This is a genomic window from Pantoea sp. PNA 03-3, from assembly GCF_003201175.1.
In the GTDB taxonomy this organism is placed as follows: Bacteria; Pseudomonadota; Gammaproteobacteria; order Enterobacterales; family Enterobacteriaceae; genus Pantoea; species Pantoea stewartii.
Map to the genome: position 1 here is coordinate 211,864 of NZ_QICO01000003.1, position 17,504 is coordinate 229,367.

The window sequence follows — 17,504 nt, forward strand, 5'->3', positions numbered from 1 at the left end:
CGCATCCTAAACGGCATCACACCGTGTCGTCCGGGCAGATGGAACGAATCTGATGATCGGCTGGCCCCGCGCCTGTGTATCACCGGCTTGTGCGCAGGCAAGGCAGACATGCGCCGACAGGTCGGGCTGGTTCGTGGCTACGCACTAAGCGATTAACTGGCGCGTTCAGCAATCGCAGGGATGGGGTTGTTGCGGGAGAAAAGACAAACATGCATCACGCACTATTGCCCGTGGGCGGCCTTTTTTATCGCGCTGTGTTAACCGCGAAGGCGCAGGCGGTGCTTGCCGCACCCGGCCCGCAAAGCGCGGGGCGTTATCATCGCCACGGGCAACCGGCCTTGTATATGAGTCCGCTGCCGGAATGGTCCATCATGGCGGTATCGGGCTATATGCGTGAGGATGGCCTTTCACGCGTCCTGATTCCACTACGCCTGTCAGGGGCCTGGCTGGTAGATCAGCGCGATAAGGCAAAATGTGAGCAACTGGGAATCCTGCCAGAAGCCGCTGACGGCAGTTGGCGAACGGCGCTGCAGCAGGGGCGAATCCCGGATTCATGGCACAACGCAGATAAAGGCAGAGTAACAGGCGCGGATGGGATTATTGACCGTTCGCGTCTTATTCCCGGCGGCTGGCATATCTGTCTTTTTCAGTGGAACACGCCTTCTGCACCACGCGTGGCGGTATGCGGCAAGCCCATCCCGATTACGCTTTCACCGGCTGGCTCCAAATGGGGATTATAGTGTGGGCAAATTAAGCCAAACCTGTCCCACGCTGCGGTCGCAAATAAACCGACGCTCGCTGCGGACTGGCTCTCATTTCACAGAGACCTGTTTATCCGCAGGCCAACTCAGAGAACCGTCGCCGATGTTTGCCGCGTCGGTTTCCTTCATTCCGTCACCGCCGCTGAGCGGTCAGTTAACCCCGTCGCGATGCCCGTTATCCTGCTGAGCAACATTATGCAGGACCATGGCGGCGGCTCCGAATGCGACCGTATCCGTGGCCGCGACGTCCGGCAGACAGATTTCAGGCTGCACGACAGGTGTGCCGTTTAACGTATCCAGAGTGGAAAAGTCGAGCCAGGCCGCAAGCCGTTCACGCACCATCTGCGGAAGTGTCCCACCCAGATAGATCGCCGCTGGCGCGAGGACCGCATTCAGCATAAAGCCCAGCCGGGCGATCTCCGGGCCAGTACGTGCGATCCATTCGTCGAGAACCGCTGTGTTTTCGCTAAGAAAATGGTGCCAGACAGCCTCAGCGCGGCCTTCAGGTATCTGGCCAAGGCGATGCTTACACCACGCCGCAAGGTCAGTAAAAGAGGGGCGGGGCCTGTCGAGTGGCAGCAGCAGCCCAATTTCGCCCGCATTGCCCAGATGACCGCGATAACGTTGTTTGCCCAGGATAAGGCCACTGCCGACGCCCTCTGACAGGTAGAGATAGATAAAATCGTCATGATTAGCCGCATTACCCAGCGTCATTTCGCCCATGGCGGCAGCATTGGCATCATTTTCGATTAACACCGGACAGCCCAGCGCCTGCTGAATGGCTTCGAACAGCCCGGGTTCATCCCAGGAAAGCACTTCGGGAGCCAGATGGAGCGGAGCCTGACCGCGCTGGAAGCGCGTCGGCATGGCAATGCCTGCGCCAATCAGTAAATGATCCGGTATGTGGTTTCTCTCAAGCAACGTTTTGTGGCCCTTCTGTATCTCTGAGCGGGCGCGGGCAAAGGTATCATAGTGGCCGGTCAGTTCAATTTCGTCGACCCGTTTCCCTTTGAAATCAAGCAGCATCAGCGTAACAGAGAAGCGGCTGGCATGAATCCCAACGGCATAGCCGATGGAGGAATTAAGCATCAGATCAATGTGGGGCGCGCCCCGGCCAGATGAACGACGGGCTCCTTCGATGATGATACCTCGCTTGATGAGATCGCGGGTCATCATGCTGACGGCCGCCGCTGTCACCCCGCAACAATCGGCGATCTCAGCACGTGATGCGGCGTCGTTGCGACGCAGATAACGTAGTACGGCCGACTGCGTCGTACCGATTCCTTCCCAATGTTTTGATGAAGTCAACGCACCTTCTCCCTGTCGTTTTCACATGGTCATGAACCTGTCATTTAAATAAATTAACTTACTTAAATAATAGGCACAACGGGAATAAACACCATGTCAAAAAAACTCACAGTCCTCGCCACCCTCGTGATGTCCGCGTTGTGTGTTGGCATGACTCACGCAGAAGAGATAACGATCAAACTCGCCACGCTCGCCGAGCGTAGCGCACCTAACCGCATTACCAACATTGAAGATGCAGCCGACATCATGAACAAGCAATTTAAGGCTGCGGGCGTCGACAAACATATTGTGATTCAGGCCAATAGCAGTGCTGTCAAAGGCTGGGACGACTTCGCCATGGATATGCTGAAGGCGATGTCTGTCGGACAAGGGCCGGATATCTATGTGCTGCCCCATGAATGGATTGGTCAGTTTGCGAAGGACGGCTATGCCTTGCAAATGAACGATAAGATCGCGGCGGCACCGTGGGTCTATGGCGACATCCTGCCCGTCCTGTGGGCGTCGGCAAAGGCAAACGATGGAAAGATCTATGGCATACCGCAGGATGCTGAAATAAGAATGTTTTTTTACAACAAAGATATGTTGAGAAAAATTGGCAAGGATGAAGCCTTTATCAACGCCATACCGGCCAGGGTGGAGTCCGGTGATTTTACACTGGACGATCTGACAGCCCTTGCCAAAGAGGTCGTGGACGGTAAAGCGGCTCAGTACGGCATGTTGCACCGGCCGAATGTCGGTATTGATTATCTGATGGTTTTTCAGTCTTACGGCGTGAAATTTATGGATGACAAGACCGGCAAGCTCATCTTCCCTAAAGCAGAAATGGCGGATGCGCTTGGCTGGTATGAGCGCAATGCGAAGCAGGGAGTGACGCCGGTCGATAACACGGCGATGAGCTGGGATGCCATTCAGAACGCGTTCAAGCAGGAGAAAGCCTTTATCTTTCACCAGGGCGTCTGGGCGGTTGCCTGGCAACTGGGCGACAAAAATGGCGCGGTCTGGCCGACAGACAAAGAAGGGTATTTTCATAAGATAGGCTGGATCCCGGCGCCTGCGGCCAAAAAGGGCGGTCAGCCCTCAAACCTGTCGCATCCGCTTCTCTATACGGTGAACGCCAAAAGCAAAAATGCTGACATTGCTGCCGAACTGGTGGCACTGGCGACGTTGCCTTATTTCAACAACGAACATGCTGTGACGTCCTATCACACGGCCATCAGCAACGCGCAAACGGCGATGCCGAAATACCGCGATAACTGGGTGCTGTCAGCCGCTTCGCCCATGATGGTACATGCGAAGTTCGTGCCCAATCATATCCAGTTTGGCAGCTATAACAAGGTGTTGTTCAGCGGTCTCCAGGCGGTTGAAACAGGAAAAATGACGGCAAAACAGGCCGTTGATTTTATCGCCGAAGAGCTCGAACTGCAGTTTGGCGACGATATAGAAATCCGGTCGTCTGTCGCCAAAAAATAGTGCTTAGCCTGTAAAGCGTCGCTTACTCTCCAGGGAGATGTGGTCATGTCTCAGTTTCAGCCTCGGGCGCACCGGCCGGCCCGACCTGTGTTCTATCTCGCGCCTGCTATCGCGCTGTTGGCCGTCTTTTTCCTGGCGCCCATTATCGTCAATACCGTCATCGCCTTTACCGATATGGGCGCTGATCTGCGGGTCGGTCACTTCACGCTGCAAAACGTCGAGCGGATTGTCTTACGCGATGCGCGCATGCCTGCGGTGCTGCTGACGACGCTGATTTATGTCACGGCGACGCTGTTTATTTTTAACGTCGGGCTGGGTGTCCTGTTGGCGATAACAACGACGGCCATTCCCGACAGGCTGGGTAATCTTTTTCGCGGTCTCTGGCTTTTGCCACGCATGTCACCGGCCGTCCTCTACAGTATTCTGTGGATATGGGTTGCCGATCCCACGCCGTCTGGTTTGCTCAATCAGGTAACCGGATCCTTCGGTCTGCCGCTCATGAATCTGCGTAATGATTTCCCCTTGTTTCTCATCATTGTGGCAAATGGCCTGGTCGGGGCATCGTTTGCCATGGTCATTCTGACTTCATCCATTCGTTCCATCCCTGCACATCTTGCCAATGCGGCGCGAGTGGATGGGGCGAGCGAATGGGGCGTGCTGCGCTATGTAGTGGCCCCCGCACTGTCTCAGCCCATTCGGTTTATCACCATCTATCAGGGGCTCTCCTTGCTGACGACCTACGAGTACATTCTGCTCATCACCGGTGGCGGTCCCGTCTACGATTCGACGCCTTATGCGCTCTATATCTACCGTCGCGCCTTTGAAAATGGGGCTTACGCCTATGGCGCGGCGCTGGCGCTTGGCCTGATGGTGATCGGCGTAGGCGTGACCTTAATGCAATGGCGGGTCAGTAATATGCGCGCGACGTTTGCCGCGCCGAAAATCGAGGTATTGTGATGTCACTCGTTCCAAACCCGGCAGTGGCCAAATCGAAATGGGCGCGTCTTGAACGCAGAGGCACAATCAACCGTGTCGGCTTCCTTTCTGCGCTCATTCTCTTCCTGACGGTGATGTCAGTGCCGATTCTGCTGCCTTACCTCTGGCTTCTGGCCAAATCGCTGACCACGTCTGATGCGTCCGTCAGCCGACTGGTTCTGTGGCGCACCAGCGCAATTGCGGGCGTCGCGTATATCGGAGCGATCGCGCTTGCTTTCCTGGCAGAGCGTTTACGCAGACCGGTATTGTCCTGGGCTGCGCTGGGGATCGTTGTGCTGCTGCTTGTGATGATTTTTCTGATGCCACACATGACGTTGCACAACTACCGTTTTCTCTGGATGCGCGACATCGCGAATACGGGCACCACGCGCGTGGACCTGATGCCATCGGCCTGGACGGCACTTGGAAGCTCGCTGATCTTTGGCGTTTCACAAACGCTGATTGTCACGATCGTCGCTACCCCAGCCGCCTACGCGTTATCGCGCTTTGCCTTTGCCGGGCGGCAAAATTTTCTGCGTGGCTTGCTGCTGTTACATGCTTTCCCCGCGCTGGCGCTCACCATTGCCATCTTTATCCAGCTTCACTTTATGGGCCTGCTCAACCATCTTTTCGGTGTGGTGATGGTGATGAGTGCGCTGGAGCTGCCTTATGCGATCTTCGTCCTGAAGGGCTTTTTCGACGCAGTGCCCTGGGATATTGAAATGAGCGCGGTGACCGACGGTGCGACCCGTTTTCAGGCTTTTCGTATGGTGGTATTGCCCCAGGTGCGTAGCGGACTGATTGCGATTGCCACCTTCACCTTTTTACGTGGTTGGGAGGAGTACGTTTTTGTCCAGACGCTACTTATCGACAAAAGCCAGATGACGATGAGCCTCTACCTGTTCTTTGTCGCACAGGATAATACGGGTGCGGATTACGGCATGATCGCCGCTGTGGGCATCATTTATTTACTCCCTGTGCTCGTTCTCTACACCTTTACGCAGAAATACATCACTCAAATGAGTTTTGGCGGTATCAAGGGATAATTGTCATGGCCTCGATCACTCTTAACAATGTCAGCAAAAACTGGGGCGAGACTCAGGTCCTGAAACCGATGAATCTTACCATTGAGAACGGCGAATTCGTCGCCATTCTCGGCCCCTCAGGATGCGGTAAATCGACAACGCTGTTTCTGCTGGCAGGGCTTTATGCGCCGACCAGCGGTGAGATCGCGTTTGACGGGCACAACGTTAATCGCATCGATGCCCGCGATCGCAACGTCGGTATCGTCTTCCAGTCTTATGCGCTTTACCCGAACCTGACGGTACGCGAAAACATCGCTTTTCCGTTACGTTTTAAAAAAACAGGTAAGGAGCACATTGCCAGGCGCGTGGAGGAGGCGGCTAATCTGGTGCAAATAAGCGCACTGCTTGATCGACGCCCGTCGCAGCTTTCAGGGGGACAGCAGCAGCGCGTGGCGCTGGCGCGGGCACTGGTCAAGGAACCGAATATTCTGTTACTCGACGAACCGCTTTCTAACCTCGACGCGACGCTCCGTATCACCATGCGGACGGAACTCAAGAATCTCCAGAAACGTCTCGGCTTCACCACCTTGATCGTCACCCATGACCAGCTGGAAGCCATTACCATGGCCGATCGGATCATCTGTATGAATCATGGCGAGATAGTGCAGATTGGGACACCTGATGACCTGTACAGACGTCCGGCCGATCGCTTTGTTGCAGGGTTTATCGGCTCGCCGCCGATGAATCTTGTGGAAGGACAGGCCGTCGGCGGGTTTCTGCACCTGGAGCAAACGACACTCGAACTGAACCACGAATACGACGGCCCCGTTTGTTTTGGTCTGCGTCCGGAAGATATCAACCTTATTGCCGCTGACGAGGCTGCCTTGTGTGGGGAGATTATGACCGTTGAGCCGATGGGACGTGAAGTTTTCTACACGATTGACACGCCGGCCGGCACGCTTCGCGCGCTGGAATATGGTGAAGCGGTGCGTCATGCGCCTGGTTCCCGGGTAGGAGTAGCGTGCCAACCCGAACTGACTCTGATCTTCAATGCTGTCGGTAAACGCATCGTCGATCTTCATGCCAACCTCGCCGTAACCGGCCACCCCAGCAGACAGGTTCACGCTGGCTAGCTTACAGGACAAGATTTCCATGACCCGAATCGTATCACACCGTGGCGCCAACCATTTTGCGCCAGAGAACACCTTCTTTGCCGCCGATCTGGCGCTTGAACAGGGGGCTGATTACATTGAGCTGGATGTACGGGAGAGCGCCGATGGTGTGCTCTACGTTATCCATGACGAGACGCTGGATCGCACCACGAACGGGACGGGCCCTGTTGGGCATGCTCTGTCGCGCGATATTGATGCACTGGATGCGGGAAGCTGGTTCGATGAGCGTTTTAAAGACGCCAGGGTGCCGCGACTTGATGCCTATCTCGAACATCTGCGCGGCCGCGCGGGCGTTTATATTGAGCTGAAATACTGCGATCCGGTAAAAGTGGCTGCACTGGTACGCGATCTCGGTATGGTCCGTGATACGTTTTTCTTTTCGTTTTCCGAAACGATGCGCGCTGGCCTTCAGGCCGTTGCGCCGGACTTTCGCAAAATGATGACCCTCAATATCGCGATGTCTCCCTCTCTCGTTGCCACCGTGCATCATGCATCGATCATTGAGGTAAACGTAGAGCAGATGCGTCATCCCGGTATTCTTGAAGCAAGCCGTAAGACCGGGCTTGAGATTATGGTTTATTACGGTGATGACGATATAGCGATTCATCAGGAAATTGCGGCGGCGGGCGTCGATTATATTAACCTCAATCGCCCGGATCTCTTTAGCCACACACGGCGATAGGTTTACAGAACGACTGAACGATAAGGTTCTGCGTCGCTACCCGTGTTTACGGGTATGACGGGTAAACAGAGAAGGGCAGCTGCGGTACTGCCCTTCGACATTATCTGGCAGGCCCCGGCCCTGGAGGGCGCCTGACAATGATGTTATATCGACGCGTTTTGATCGCGTAAATATGCCCTGCACCGTTCCCTTCCGTTTAATTGTAAACCTCTCGTTCCCAACGCAAACAACATCGTGACACTAGCTGACTTTATCGTCTGCGATCGCTGCAGGCGAGTGCACCGGCCGGATTTATTCTGGCTGACGTAAGTGATGGCATCGCATAACTCGCGGTCAGATGCGGTGACAGGTGACAAGCACGCAGATAACGATAATCCTTCCTCTCTCCGATGTCTGAAATACGTTTATACAGACAGGTGACATACATTGATTTCAGTTTTTTTTAAGCGAAAATAACCAGAATTGATTTACGTCAATAAAAGAAATTATGCTGACATGACGGTCTCGTCCTATTCCCCCTTTTCACACTCGCTTCCTGAAAGTTATTTTTTTAACAATGAAAAATTAACGTTCTCATGTGACTGGTGGGATTTTGCACATGTCATGCTCTGAAATACATTGATCACTTACTGAACATCCTTATTCCATAAGCTCTGAAGGGGTTTTTAAATAAAAATCATATAAATCATAAAGATGATAAAAAATTGTTAAAGCATGTCTCTGTAACCTTTAGTTACATATTTTTATTTCCTGTCATGCATGAAACGTTCATAAACTCCGTCTCCAGGTGCTTGCTGGACGTTTTTTTATTTCTGAAAAGTACCTGAAAAATACCGTGTCGACGTGCTGGTGAATGGAATGCGCCCGCTTTACATCCCGGGGTTTTGATTCCTGTCAGATGACGGGAACCGGGATAGTGCTAATAAAGGGTTTGCTTTTCTTTTAATTTCTCGCTGGCAGTGACCGCTTCTATAACTTCATAGAACAGGGACAGCTATGTCTAATTCTTCCTTTCAGTCCGAAATACCCAAAGCACGTATTAATCTGAAACTTGATCTGCATACCGGCGGCGCGAGCAAGAAAACCGAGCTCCCTCTGAAATTGCTGGTTGCGGGCGATTTCAGCCATGGGCAGGAGACAGCACCGTTATCTGAGCGAAAAAAAGTTAATCTGAACAAAAATAATTTCGACGCTGTGCTTTCCGAATATTCCCCGAAAGTCAGTCTTACCGTTAAAAACACGCTTGCTGGTGACGGTAGCGAAGAAAATATCCGTCTGACCTTTCAGAGCATGAAGGATTTCTCGCCGGAGCAGGTCTCCCGACAAATACCTCAGCTCAAAGCCATGCTTTCCATGCGCAATTTACTTCGTGATTTAAAGGCCAACCTGCTGGACAACCAGGCATTCCGAAAAGAGCTGGAAAAAATCCTGCTCGATCCGGCATTAAGCGCCGAACTCCGGTCTGAGTTGTCTGCGCTGGCCCCGAAACAGCCATAGGCTCACGGTGCTTTAACGGATTAATAACGGATTAATAAGGAAGATGCTGATGTCTGTAAAAAATGAAAATGCCGCAGGTGGCGAGAGTGTGGTGCTGGAGCGTCCTGCTGCCGGGGTTTATGCGTCACTGTTTGAAAAAATCAATCTGAACCCGGTGTCCGAGTTGAGTGCACTGGACATCTGGCAGGATGCACAGGCGATGTCGGATGCGACAGCCGATGAGCGTCTGACGGCCGGGATGCAGGTGTTTCTGGAATGCCTGACAAAATCGGGCTCAAAAGTGGAGAAACTCGACAGAAACCTGATTGATCATCATATCGCGGAGCTGGACCACCAGATTAGTCGCCAGCTTGATGCCGTTATGCACCATGAGGACTTTCAGGCGGTAGAAAGCCTGTGGCGCGGCGTGAAATCCCTTGTCGACAAAACCGACTTCCGTCAGAACGTGAAAGTCGAACTGCTGGATATGGCTAAAGAAGATCTGCGTCAGGACTTCGAAGACAGCCCGGAAATTATCCAGAGCGGCCTGTATAAACACACCTACATTGATGAATATGACACGCCGGGTGGCGAACCGATTGCCGCGCTGATTTCCGCCTATGAATTTGATGCTTCTGCGCAGGATGTTGCCCTGTTGCGCAATATTTCGAAAGTTTCTGCAGCGGCGCACATGCCGTTTATCGGCTCTGCTGGCCCAAAATTCTTCCTCAAAGAGTCAATGGAGGACGTGGCGGCTATCAGGGATATCGGCAACTACTTTGATCGTGCGGAGTACATCAAGTGGAAATCTTTCCGCGAAACGGATGATTCGCGCTATATCGGTCTGGTGATGCCGCGTGTACTGGGCCGCCTGCCGTATGGTCCGGATACCACGCCGGTACGCAGCTTCAACTATGTGGAAGAGGTGAAAGGCCCGGATCACAACAAATACCTGTGGACCAACGCCTCATTTGCGTTTGCCGCCAATATGGTACGCAGCTTTATCAACAACGGTTGGTGCGTGCAGATTCGTGGCCCGCAGGCCGGTGGTGCTGTTCAGGACCTGCCTATCCATCTGTACGATCTGGGCACCGGCAACCAGGTGAAGATCCCGTCAGAGGTGATGATCCCGGAAACCCGCGAATTTGAGTTTGCGAACCTGGGCTTTATTCCTCTGAGTTACTATAAAAACAGAGATTACTCCTGTTTCTTCAGCGCGAACTCCACCCAGAAACCGGCACTGTACGACACCGCGGATGCAACCGCCAACAGCCGTATCAATGCCCGTCTGCCGTACATCTTCCTGCTGTCGCGGATCGCTCACTACCTGAAGCTGATCCAGCGTGAAAATATCGGGACCACCAAAGATCGTCGTCTGCTGGAACTTGAGCTGAACACCTGGGTGCGCAGTCTGGTCACGGAGATGACCGATCCCGGCGACGAGCTGCAGGCTTCTCACCCGCTGCGCGACGCGAAAGTGGTGGTGGAAGATATTGAGGACAATCCGGGCTTCTTCCGCGTGAAGCTGTATGCCGTGCCGCACTTCCAGGTCGAAGGGATGGACGTCAACCTGTCACTGGTTTCCCAGATGCCGAAGGCCAAGTCTTAAGGCGAGAGGATATCAGGGATGAAAATTTACCGCCCGCTTTGGGAGGATGGGGCCGCTCTGGCCCCGCAACAGTTCCAGCAGCAGGCGCGCTGGAATGAACACGTTGCCTGCATGGTTGCCCGGATGGGTTTTTCTCATCCCTGGGGCGTGGTTGCGGCAGAATTTGATGATGCTGCACTGGCGCTCGCGCGCCTGAACGCCACCCGTCTGGTGGTATGCTTTCAGGACGGTACCCTCGTTGATACCGATCTGGCTGACACGCTTCCTCCGGTCTGTGATTTGTCTGTTGCCGCCGGCAGCGAAGCTGTTGACGTGGTTGTCGCACTGCCGCTGCTGAGCGCCAGTGGCGGCAACCTCGATAACGGTCAGGACAGTGAACGCCCTAAGCGCTGGAAAGCGGAGCGTGTCGTCGTGCAGGAACTGGCTGGCCATGAAAGCGGGGAACTTGCGATCCTGCGTCATGCGCTGACCCTGCGGCTGTCCAGCCAGGAAAACACGGCATACCTGACCTGTCCGGTGGCCCGCCTGGTGCGTAATGCGCAGGGGCAGTGGAGCCGTGATTCGGCCTTTATCCCGCCGATGCTGTCTGTTGCGGCCAGTCCGTGGCTTGCCACCGAACTGGGTGACCTGCTGGTTCGTCTGCAGGCACGCCGTCGTCGCCTGATGGCCATGCGCCGTGAAAGCAATGAGCGGATGGCTGACTTTGCTGTCGCGGATGTCTCTCTGTTCTGGCTGCTCAATGCCCTGAACAGCGCCGAGCCGGTGCTGACGGAACTGCTGCAGACGCCTGAGCGTCACCCGGAACTGCTGTACCGCGAACTAACCCGCCTGGCCGGCAGCCTGCTGACCTTCTCACTGGAGCATGACGCCGGCGATATTCCGGCTTACCACCACGATGCACCGGAACGGGTATTCCCGCCGTTGCTGGGACTGCTCGATAAGCTGCTGGAAGCGAGCCTGCCGTCACGGGTGGTCAGTATCCATCTGGAGCACCAGGATCAAATCTGGAAAGGTGCCCTGCACGATGCGCGCCTGCGTGAAGGAGCCGATTTCTACCTTTCCGTACGCTCCTCCATGCCGAACAATGAACTTCAGACGAAATTCCCGCAGTTGTGTAAAGCGGGCAGCTTTGAAGATGTGTTCGACGTGGTGAATGTGGCCCTGAGCGGGATGGCTATCAAGCCGCTGCCCCATGTGCCGGCCGCTATCCCGTTACGCCTTGAGAACCAGTATTTCTCGCTGGATCTGAGCACTGAGGCAGCACGCGCGATGCTTGAGATGGGCAGTTGCACATTCTATACCCCGCGTTCTCTGGGAGAGGTGAATCTTGAACTCTTTGCGGTGCTGCGCTCATGAATACATCAGAAATGAGTCAAATTGAGCGTATTTTCTACCCGGGCTGGCTTATGGCCAGCCAGCTGCGGAGCGGTCAGGAAGTCCGGGACGGGGAAGGGCTCTATCGCCGGGCCTGCCGCCTGGTGCAGGAGGCGAAAGTGGCGCTCACGGAGGCTGGTTACAGCGACATCAGCCGGGATCATATGGTGTATGCCCTGTGCGCACTGATTGATGAGAGCGTGATGAACCGGGGAACCACCGATGATGGTTACCTGACCTGGCGCCGTGACCCGCTGCAGGCCCACTTCTTTGGCACCCTTAATGCCGGTGAGGAGCTGTGGGAACGGATCCGCAACCTGCTGAAAGAAACCGCCCCTGACGCCGCTGTCCTGACCTGCATGTACCGGACCCTGCAACTGGGGTTCGTGGGGCGATATCGCGCCCAGGATGATGAGCGTCGGGAAGATATCGTACGTGCGCTTGCGGAACGGGTACCGGCCTTCACGCTGGCACAGGACGCCCCCATTGTTGCCCGGGCATCATGCCTGCGCAGCGGTCGTCGCGGGTACTGGCTGACCTGGATTGTGGCCGCTGTTGCCCTGGTGGCGCTCTGGTTCTTCCTTTCGTCTTCGCTTACCGAGCTGGTTAGCCAGACTGTCAGGCCGGGGTAAACGATGCGGGATGCGTACCGAAGTCTGTTAACTGCCCTGGGTGCCGTGCTGGCGCTGTGGCTCATTCTGGGATTCTGGCCACTGTCCACGGGCAGCCGTGTGGCACTCAGTCTGCTGGTCGTTCTGGTCTCCAGGGTGATGCTCTGGCGTCAGTGTCGGGCCTCCCGGACGCGGGCGACCGCTCTCAGGGAGATTGTGGATGAAAACCTGCCGCCGGAAGATTTTCAGGGAGCGGTGCTCCTCGTCTGTGGCGACAACGCCCCGCTGTTTGTGTCCGATTCCCGTCACCGGGAAACCCGGCAGGGCTGGTATCTGTGGGTAAAGGATGCAGAACAGCTGTCGCTCCTGGCACAGCACCTGAGCCTGGTGCGCCCGGGCCTGGTGTCGCAAATCTCCGTCATGCTGGCGGCGGTGCCTGAACAGCACACTTCCGGCGATGATTTTATCCAGTCCATGCGGGGCTGGCAGCGGGCTGTCGTGCAGTGCCGTGCGGCATTTGGCACGATCCCACCGCTGTGGACCGTGACCTGGGTATCGCCTCCTGTGGCCTGCGCGGAAGCTGAACCTGTCTGGTTTACCACAGTCAGCCCGCGAAGCGGCATTCAGGTGTATCAGCCCGGTCAGGGCAATGTGTCACTGAGAGAGTGGACCCGGGAGAGTGGATCGGACGGGCGTCTTTCGCGTCTGAGTCAGGGGCTGTGGCTGGACAGCCTGCTTGCCTGGCAGCACAGCACAGTCTATGACCTGCTGGCGGTGCAGCAGGGCGAACTACCGGTGATGAAGCCCTGTGTACAGGGTATGTGCATGGTGCCGGTGAGCGGTATCGAGGGCAATCTCTGGCAACAGCACATCACTAGCGTGACGGCGCTGCCACCAGATACCGTTGTGACCACCGAACCACTACCGCTGCCTGAACTGCTGCTGCCGGCGCTGCCGCGCCGACGGGGCGTTAGCCGCAGAATGGTGTTCTGGCGTTACGCCGGGTTGCTGGGCGGGATTTTCCTGGCGCTTGCCATGCTGGCGTCCTGGACGAACAACCAGCGTCTCATCCGTAATGTGGGCGATCACCTTGCGTTGTATCACCAACTGACGGGGAAGCCTGTGGCACCGAAACTGCGCGCACAACAGCGCCTCAGAGCCGATGGCGCATTACTGGACGACTGGGCGCGTCGCGGGGAGCCACTACGTTATCGCCTGGGACTATATCAGGGGCTGCGCCTGGTTCCGCTCGTTGAGGCCGCTCTCAGCGACTGGGCACCTCCGCCACCGCCTCCACCGGTCATTAAGAAAATCATCCAGGGACCGGAAACCATTCGCCTCGACAGCATGTCGCTGTTCGATTCCGGTAAGTTCGTGCTGAAAGTGGGTTCCACCAGGATGCTGGTGAATTCACTGGTTGGCATCAAAGCGAAACCGGGCTGGCTGATTGTCATCGCCGGCCATACAGACAACACCGGTAATCCCCAACTGAACCAGACGCTGTCCCTGAAACGTGCCGAAGCGGTACGCGGCTGGATGCGTGATACGGGCGACGTGCCGGAAAGCTGTTTTGCGGTGCAGGGCTATGGCGCAAGCCGTCCGATCGCAACCAATGACACGCCGGAGGGCCGGGCGCTTAACCGTCGTGTCGAAATCAGTCTGGTACCGCAGGCAAACGCTTGTCAGGTACCGGACCACACCCAGGCGTCATCTCAGGATGATGGCGCTTCACTACACAATGGAGAGTAATTCCATGGCAATTCCTGTTTATCTTTGGCTGAAAGACGACGGCGGCGCGGACATTAAAGGGTCTGTGGACGTGCAGGACCGTGACGGCAGCATCGAAGTGGTGGCGCAGGAGCATAACCTGTACATCCCGACCGATAACAACACCGGCAAGCTGACCGGTACCCGTATCCACACCCCGTTCCTGTTCACCAAGGAAATCGACTCGTCCAGCCCGTACCTGTACAAGGCGGTGACAACCGGTCAGACCCTGAAATCCGCTGAATTCAAGTGGTACAAAATCAACGACGCGGGCCAGGAAGTGGAGTACTTCAACACCAAACTGGAAAACGTGAAGGTAGTGAAAGTGAATCCTGAAATGTATGACATCAAGGATCCTTCTAAAGAGAAGCACAACCACCTTGAACGCGTTGAACTGCGTTACGAAAAAATCACCTGGACCTACAAAGACGGCAACATCATTCATTCCGATTCCTGGAACGAACGCGCCACGGCGTAATCCTGATGCGGGCAGGTTTTCCTGTCCGCAGTTTTTTGCTGAGTGCCTGAGATGCGGGCACTCAGCAAAGAAAAAAACAATCTGCCTGCCTGACCTTATGCGCTTTGGTGAACAGCGAGGGGCGGTAGCGTGTCCAGGAACCGACAAAGAGAGAATCTCATGGAAAATCCAGCCATCCTGTTACGTCGTCTGAACCCTTACTGTGCCCGAGCGATGGAAGGCGCAGCTTCGCTCTGTCAGACCCGTGCCCATGCCGAAATTCTGCCGGAGCACTGGCTGCTGAAGCTGCTGGAGCAGGGGGAAGGTGACCTGATGGTGTTGGCGCGTCGCTATGAATGGGATATGGATGGCATCTGGCAGGATTTACTTGGCTGGCTCGACAGACAACCGCGCTCCGTGCGCCATCGGCCCCAGCTCTCTGATGACATCCAGACTCTGATGCAGCAAGCCTGGCTACTTGCCTCACTCAATGGCGAAGAGCACATTCGCAGCATCCATCTGCTGATGGCCCTGGTGGAAAAACCAAAACTGGCACGTTGTGACGGCCTTTGGCCATTGTTAACGCTTGCTCAAAGCCAGCTGGAGCGCCTGCGACCGTTGCTGGATGCGCAATCGGATGAACGTCCGGAAATGCAGCGCGAAGCCGAGCTGGCACAGAACCACGGTGGTGAGGTGGAGTTTGTCGGGCGTCCGGCTGGTGTGGAAATGAAAGAGGGGGAACTGAGCCCTGCGCTGCAGAACACGCTGGATAAATTCACCCTCGATGTCACCGCCAAAGCGAAGGAAGGGAAGATCGATCCGGTGTTTGGCCGTGACACAGAAATCCGTCAGATGGTGGATATCCTCTCTCGTCGCCGCAAAAACAACCCGATTCTGGTCGGCGAGCCGGGCGTGGGGAAAACCGCACTGGTTGAAGGTCTGGCATTGCGTATTGCTGAGGGGAATGTGCCTGAATCACTGAAAACGGTCACTCTGCGTACCCTTGACCTGGGCCTGCTGCAGGCCGGTGCTGGCGTGAAAGGCGAGTTCGAACAGCGGCTGAAAAACGTCATCGATGCGGTGCAGCAATCTCCGTCCCCGGTCCTGCTATTTATTGATGAAGCGCATACCATCATCGGCGCGGGCAACCAGGCGGGAGGTGCCGATGCAGCGAACCTGCTGAAACCGGCGCTGGCGCGTGGCGAACTGCGTACCATTGCGGCCACTACCTGGAGCGAGTACAAGCAGTACTTCGAACGCGACGCGGCCCTGGAGCGTCGTTTCCAGATGGTAAAAGTCGATGAGCCTGACGATGACACCGCCTGCCTGATGCTCCGTGGTTTGAAATCCCGTTACGCCGAGCACCATAACGTGCACATTACCGACGATGCAGTGCGCGCTGCTGTTACGCTTTCCCGCCGCTACCTCACGGGCCGCCAGTTGCCGGATAAGGCGGTTGATCTGCTCGACACCGCCGCAGCGCGCGTCCGCATGAGCCTCGACACGGTGCCGGAACAGCTGACCTGCATACGCTCGCAGATTACCTCTCTTGAAATAGAGAAGCAGGCGCTGCTGGAAGATATTGCTGTCGGCAATCAGAGCCATGGTGAACGCCTGACCGTCATTGAGCAGGAAGAGAACGCTCTTATCGTTGCTCTCGACGAGCTTGAAACGCAGTACGGGCAGGAACTGAAACTCACCGAACAACTGCTGGAAAGCCGCCAGGACATCTCCCGTCAAAGCGAGACGCACGCGCTGCAGCAGGAACTGAACGGCATGCAGCACAGCAATCCGTTGCTCTCTCTGGATGTGGATGTACGCACCGTTGCCAACGTGATTGCTGACTGGACCGGCGTGCCGCTGTCATCGCTGATGAAAGATGAGCAGACCGAACTGCTGATCCTGGAAAATGAAATGGGTAAACGTGTCGTCGGGCAGGATGTGGCGCTCGAGGCCATCGCCCAGCGTTTGCGTGCGGCAAAAACGGGTCTCACCTCCGAGAATGGCCCGCAGGGCGTATTCCTGCTGGTGGGACCGAGCGGGGTGGGGAAAACCGAAACCGCGCTTGCGCTGGCCGATGTCATGTACGGCGGTGAGAAGTCACTCATTACGATTAACCTCTCAGAATACCAGGAGCCGCATACGGTTTCCCAGTTGAAGGGCTCCCCTCCGGGTTACGTGGGTTACGGTCAGGGCGGTATTCTCACCGAAGCGGTACGCAAGCGTCCGTACAGCGTGGTGCTCCTGGATGAAGTGGAGAAAGCTCACCGCGACGTCTTGAATCTGTTCTATCAGGTGTTTGACCGCGGCTTTATGCGCGACGGTGAAGGGCGTGAAATCGACTTCCGCAACACCGTCATTCTGATGACCTCGAATCTTGGCAGCGACCACCTGATGCAACTGCTCGACGAACAGCCGGAGGCCAGCGAAGGAGATCTTCACGAGCTGCTGCGTCCGATGCTGCGCGATCACTTCCAGCCGGCGCTGCTGGCCCGCTTCCAGACCGTGATTTACCGCCCCCTCTCGGAAGCAGCCATGCGTACCATCGTGGAAATGAAACTCTCACAGGTCAGCAAGCGTCTGCATCGACACTACGGCCTGAGCACGCACATTGATGAAAGTCTTTATGACGCGCTGACTTCAGCCTGCCTGCTGCCAGATACCGGTGCGCGTAACGTCGATAGCCTGCTCAATCAGCAAATTCTGCCGGTGCTGAGCCAGCAGCTGCTCACGCACATGGCCGCGAAGCAGAAGCCACACAGCCTGACACTAGGCTTGGATGACGAAGAAGGGATTGTGCTGGCGTTTGATTAACTG

The 17,504-nt window shown here is 55.8% G+C and carries 14 protein-coding genes; 13 read left to right on the plus strand and 1 reads right to left on the minus strand.

The annotated features are described in order from the left end of the window. The first annotated feature begins 209 nt into the window (after nucleotides 1-209). Nucleotides 210-740 (plus strand): RES family NAD+ phosphorylase, encoded by a 531-nt coding sequence (locus tag C7433_RS10865; protein ID WP_110268163.1) that lies wholly within the window; start codon nucleotides 210-212, stop codon nucleotides 738-740. A 171-nt stretch (nucleotides 741-911) separates the two neighbouring features. On the opposite strand, the gene C7433_RS10870 is transcribed toward C7433_RS10865, so the two are convergent. After that, nucleotides 912-2,069 (minus strand): ROK family transcriptional regulator, encoded by a 1,158-nt coding sequence (locus tag C7433_RS10870; protein WP_054687356.1) that lies wholly within the window; start codon nucleotides 2,067-2,069, stop codon nucleotides 912-914. A 93-nt stretch (nucleotides 2,070-2,162) separates the two neighbouring features. Between C7433_RS10870 and C7433_RS10875 the strand changes: the two genes are divergently transcribed. The 12 genes from C7433_RS10875 to tssH all read left to right on the plus strand — a co-directional run bounded on the left by C7433_RS10875 (nucleotide 2,163) and on the right by tssH (nucleotide 17,501). Continuing rightward, the gene (locus C7433_RS10875; RefSeq protein WP_058701253.1) at nucleotides 2,163-3,539 is read left to right on the plus strand and encodes an ABC transporter substrate-binding protein; all 1,377 of its coding nucleotides are present in this window, start codon (nucleotides 2,163-2,165) and stop codon (nucleotides 3,537-3,539) included. Nucleotides 3,540-3,584: 45 nt separating this feature from the next. After that, nucleotides 3,585-4,496, plus strand: coding sequence for a carbohydrate ABC transporter permease (locus C7433_RS10880; RefSeq protein WP_033740753.1), 912 nt, complete (start codon nucleotides 3,585-3,587; stop codon nucleotides 4,494-4,496). Further along, on the plus strand, nucleotides 4,496-5,560 hold the full coding sequence (locus tag C7433_RS10885; RefSeq protein WP_054633394.1) for a carbohydrate ABC transporter permease: 1,065 nt from the start codon (nucleotides 4,496-4,498) through the stop codon (nucleotides 5,558-5,560). The genes C7433_RS10880 and C7433_RS10885 overlap by 1 nt, the downstream gene beginning before the upstream one ends. Before the next feature lie 5 nt (nucleotides 5,561-5,565). Then, a complete protein-coding gene (locus C7433_RS10890) occupies nucleotides 5,566-6,672 on the plus strand; it encodes an ABC transporter ATP-binding protein (protein ID WP_058707747.1) in 1,107 nt (368 codons plus the stop codon). A gap of 19 nt (nucleotides 6,673-6,691) precedes the next feature. Continuing rightward, complete coding sequence (gene ugpQ / locus C7433_RS10895) at nucleotides 6,692-7,393, plus strand: glycerophosphodiester phosphodiesterase (protein ID WP_006120339.1); 702 nt, start codon at nucleotides 6,692-6,694, stop codon at nucleotides 7,391-7,393. A 996-nt stretch (nucleotides 7,394-8,389) separates the two neighbouring features. After that, nucleotides 8,390-8,890, plus strand: a complete 501-nt coding sequence (gene tssB, locus C7433_RS10900) for a type VI secretion system contractile sheath small subunit (RefSeq protein WP_054633396.1) — start codon at nucleotides 8,390-8,392, stop codon at nucleotides 8,888-8,890. 43 nt (nucleotides 8,891-8,933) lie between these two features. Then, a complete protein-coding gene (tssC, locus tag C7433_RS10905; protein WP_039339797.1) occupies nucleotides 8,934-10,478 on the plus strand; it encodes a type VI secretion system contractile sheath large subunit in 1,545 nt (514 codons plus the stop codon). An 18-nt stretch (nucleotides 10,479-10,496) separates the two neighbouring features. Then, nucleotides 10,497-11,834 carry a type VI secretion system baseplate subunit TssK gene (gene tssK, locus C7433_RS10910; RefSeq protein ID WP_110268164.1) on the plus strand — a complete coding sequence of 446 codons (1,338 nt, stop codon included), beginning with the start codon at nucleotides 10,497-10,499 and terminating at the stop codon, nucleotides 11,832-11,834. Further along, a complete protein-coding gene (gene tssL / locus C7433_RS10915) occupies nucleotides 11,831-12,484 on the plus strand; it encodes a type VI secretion system protein TssL, short form (protein WP_110268165.1) in 654 nt (217 codons plus the stop codon). The genes tssK and tssL overlap by 4 nt, the downstream gene beginning before the upstream one ends. A gap of 3 nt (nucleotides 12,485-12,487) precedes the next feature. Continuing rightward, entirely contained in the window at nucleotides 12,488-14,212 is a 1,725-nt protein-coding gene (locus tag C7433_RS10920; protein WP_199227854.1) for an OmpA family protein, read from the plus strand. 4 nt (nucleotides 14,213-14,216) lie between these two features. Beyond that, the gene (gene hcp / locus C7433_RS10925) at nucleotides 14,217-14,708 is read left to right on the plus strand and encodes a type VI secretion system effector Hcp (protein WP_039339792.1); all 492 of its coding nucleotides are present in this window, start codon (nucleotides 14,217-14,219) and stop codon (nucleotides 14,706-14,708) included. A 159-nt stretch (nucleotides 14,709-14,867) separates the two neighbouring features. Next, nucleotides 14,868-17,501, plus strand: a complete 2,634-nt coding sequence (gene tssH, locus C7433_RS10930; RefSeq protein WP_110268166.1) for a type VI secretion system ATPase TssH — start codon at nucleotides 14,868-14,870, stop codon at nucleotides 17,499-17,501. Nucleotides 17,502-17,504 lie beyond the last annotated feature (3 nt).

Coding starts and splice junctions, on each gene's coding strand:
- C7433_RS10890 (WP_058707747.1), top strand. CDS start 5,566: ATGGCCTCGATCACTCTTAACAATGTCAGCAAAAACTGGGGCGAGACT.
- C7433_RS10880 (WP_033740753.1), top strand. CDS start 3,585: ATGTCTCAGTTTCAGCCTCGGGCGCACCGGCCGGCCCGACCTGTGTTC.
- tssB (WP_054633396.1), top strand. CDS start 8,390: ATGTCTAATTCTTCCTTTCAGTCCGAAATACCCAAAGCACGTATTAAT.
- tssK (WP_110268164.1), top strand. CDS start 10,497: ATGAAAATTTACCGCCCGCTTTGGGAGGATGGGGCCGCTCTGGCCCCG.
- C7433_RS10920 (WP_199227854.1), top strand. CDS start 12,488: ATGCGGGATGCGTACCGAAGTCTGTTAACTGCCCTGGGTGCCGTGCTG.
- tssL (WP_110268165.1), top strand. CDS start 11,831: ATGAATACATCAGAAATGAGTCAAATTGAGCGTATTTTCTACCCGGGC.
- ugpQ (WP_006120339.1), top strand. CDS start 6,692: ATGACCCGAATCGTATCACACCGTGGCGCCAACCATTTTGCGCCAGAG.
- C7433_RS10865 (WP_110268163.1), top strand. CDS start 210: ATGCATCACGCACTATTGCCCGTGGGCGGCCTTTTTTATCGCGCTGTG.
- tssH (WP_110268166.1), top strand. CDS start 14,868: ATGGAAAATCCAGCCATCCTGTTACGTCGTCTGAACCCTTACTGTGCC.
- tssC (WP_039339797.1), top strand. CDS start 8,934: ATGCTGATGTCTGTAAAAAATGAAAATGCCGCAGGTGGCGAGAGTGTG.
- C7433_RS10875 (WP_058701253.1), top strand. CDS start 2,163: ATGTCAAAAAAACTCACAGTCCTCGCCACCCTCGTGATGTCCGCGTTG.
- hcp (WP_039339792.1), top strand. CDS start 14,217: ATGGCAATTCCTGTTTATCTTTGGCTGAAAGACGACGGCGGCGCGGAC.
- C7433_RS10885 (WP_054633394.1), top strand. CDS start 4,496: ATGTCACTCGTTCCAAACCCGGCAGTGGCCAAATCGAAATGGGCGCGT.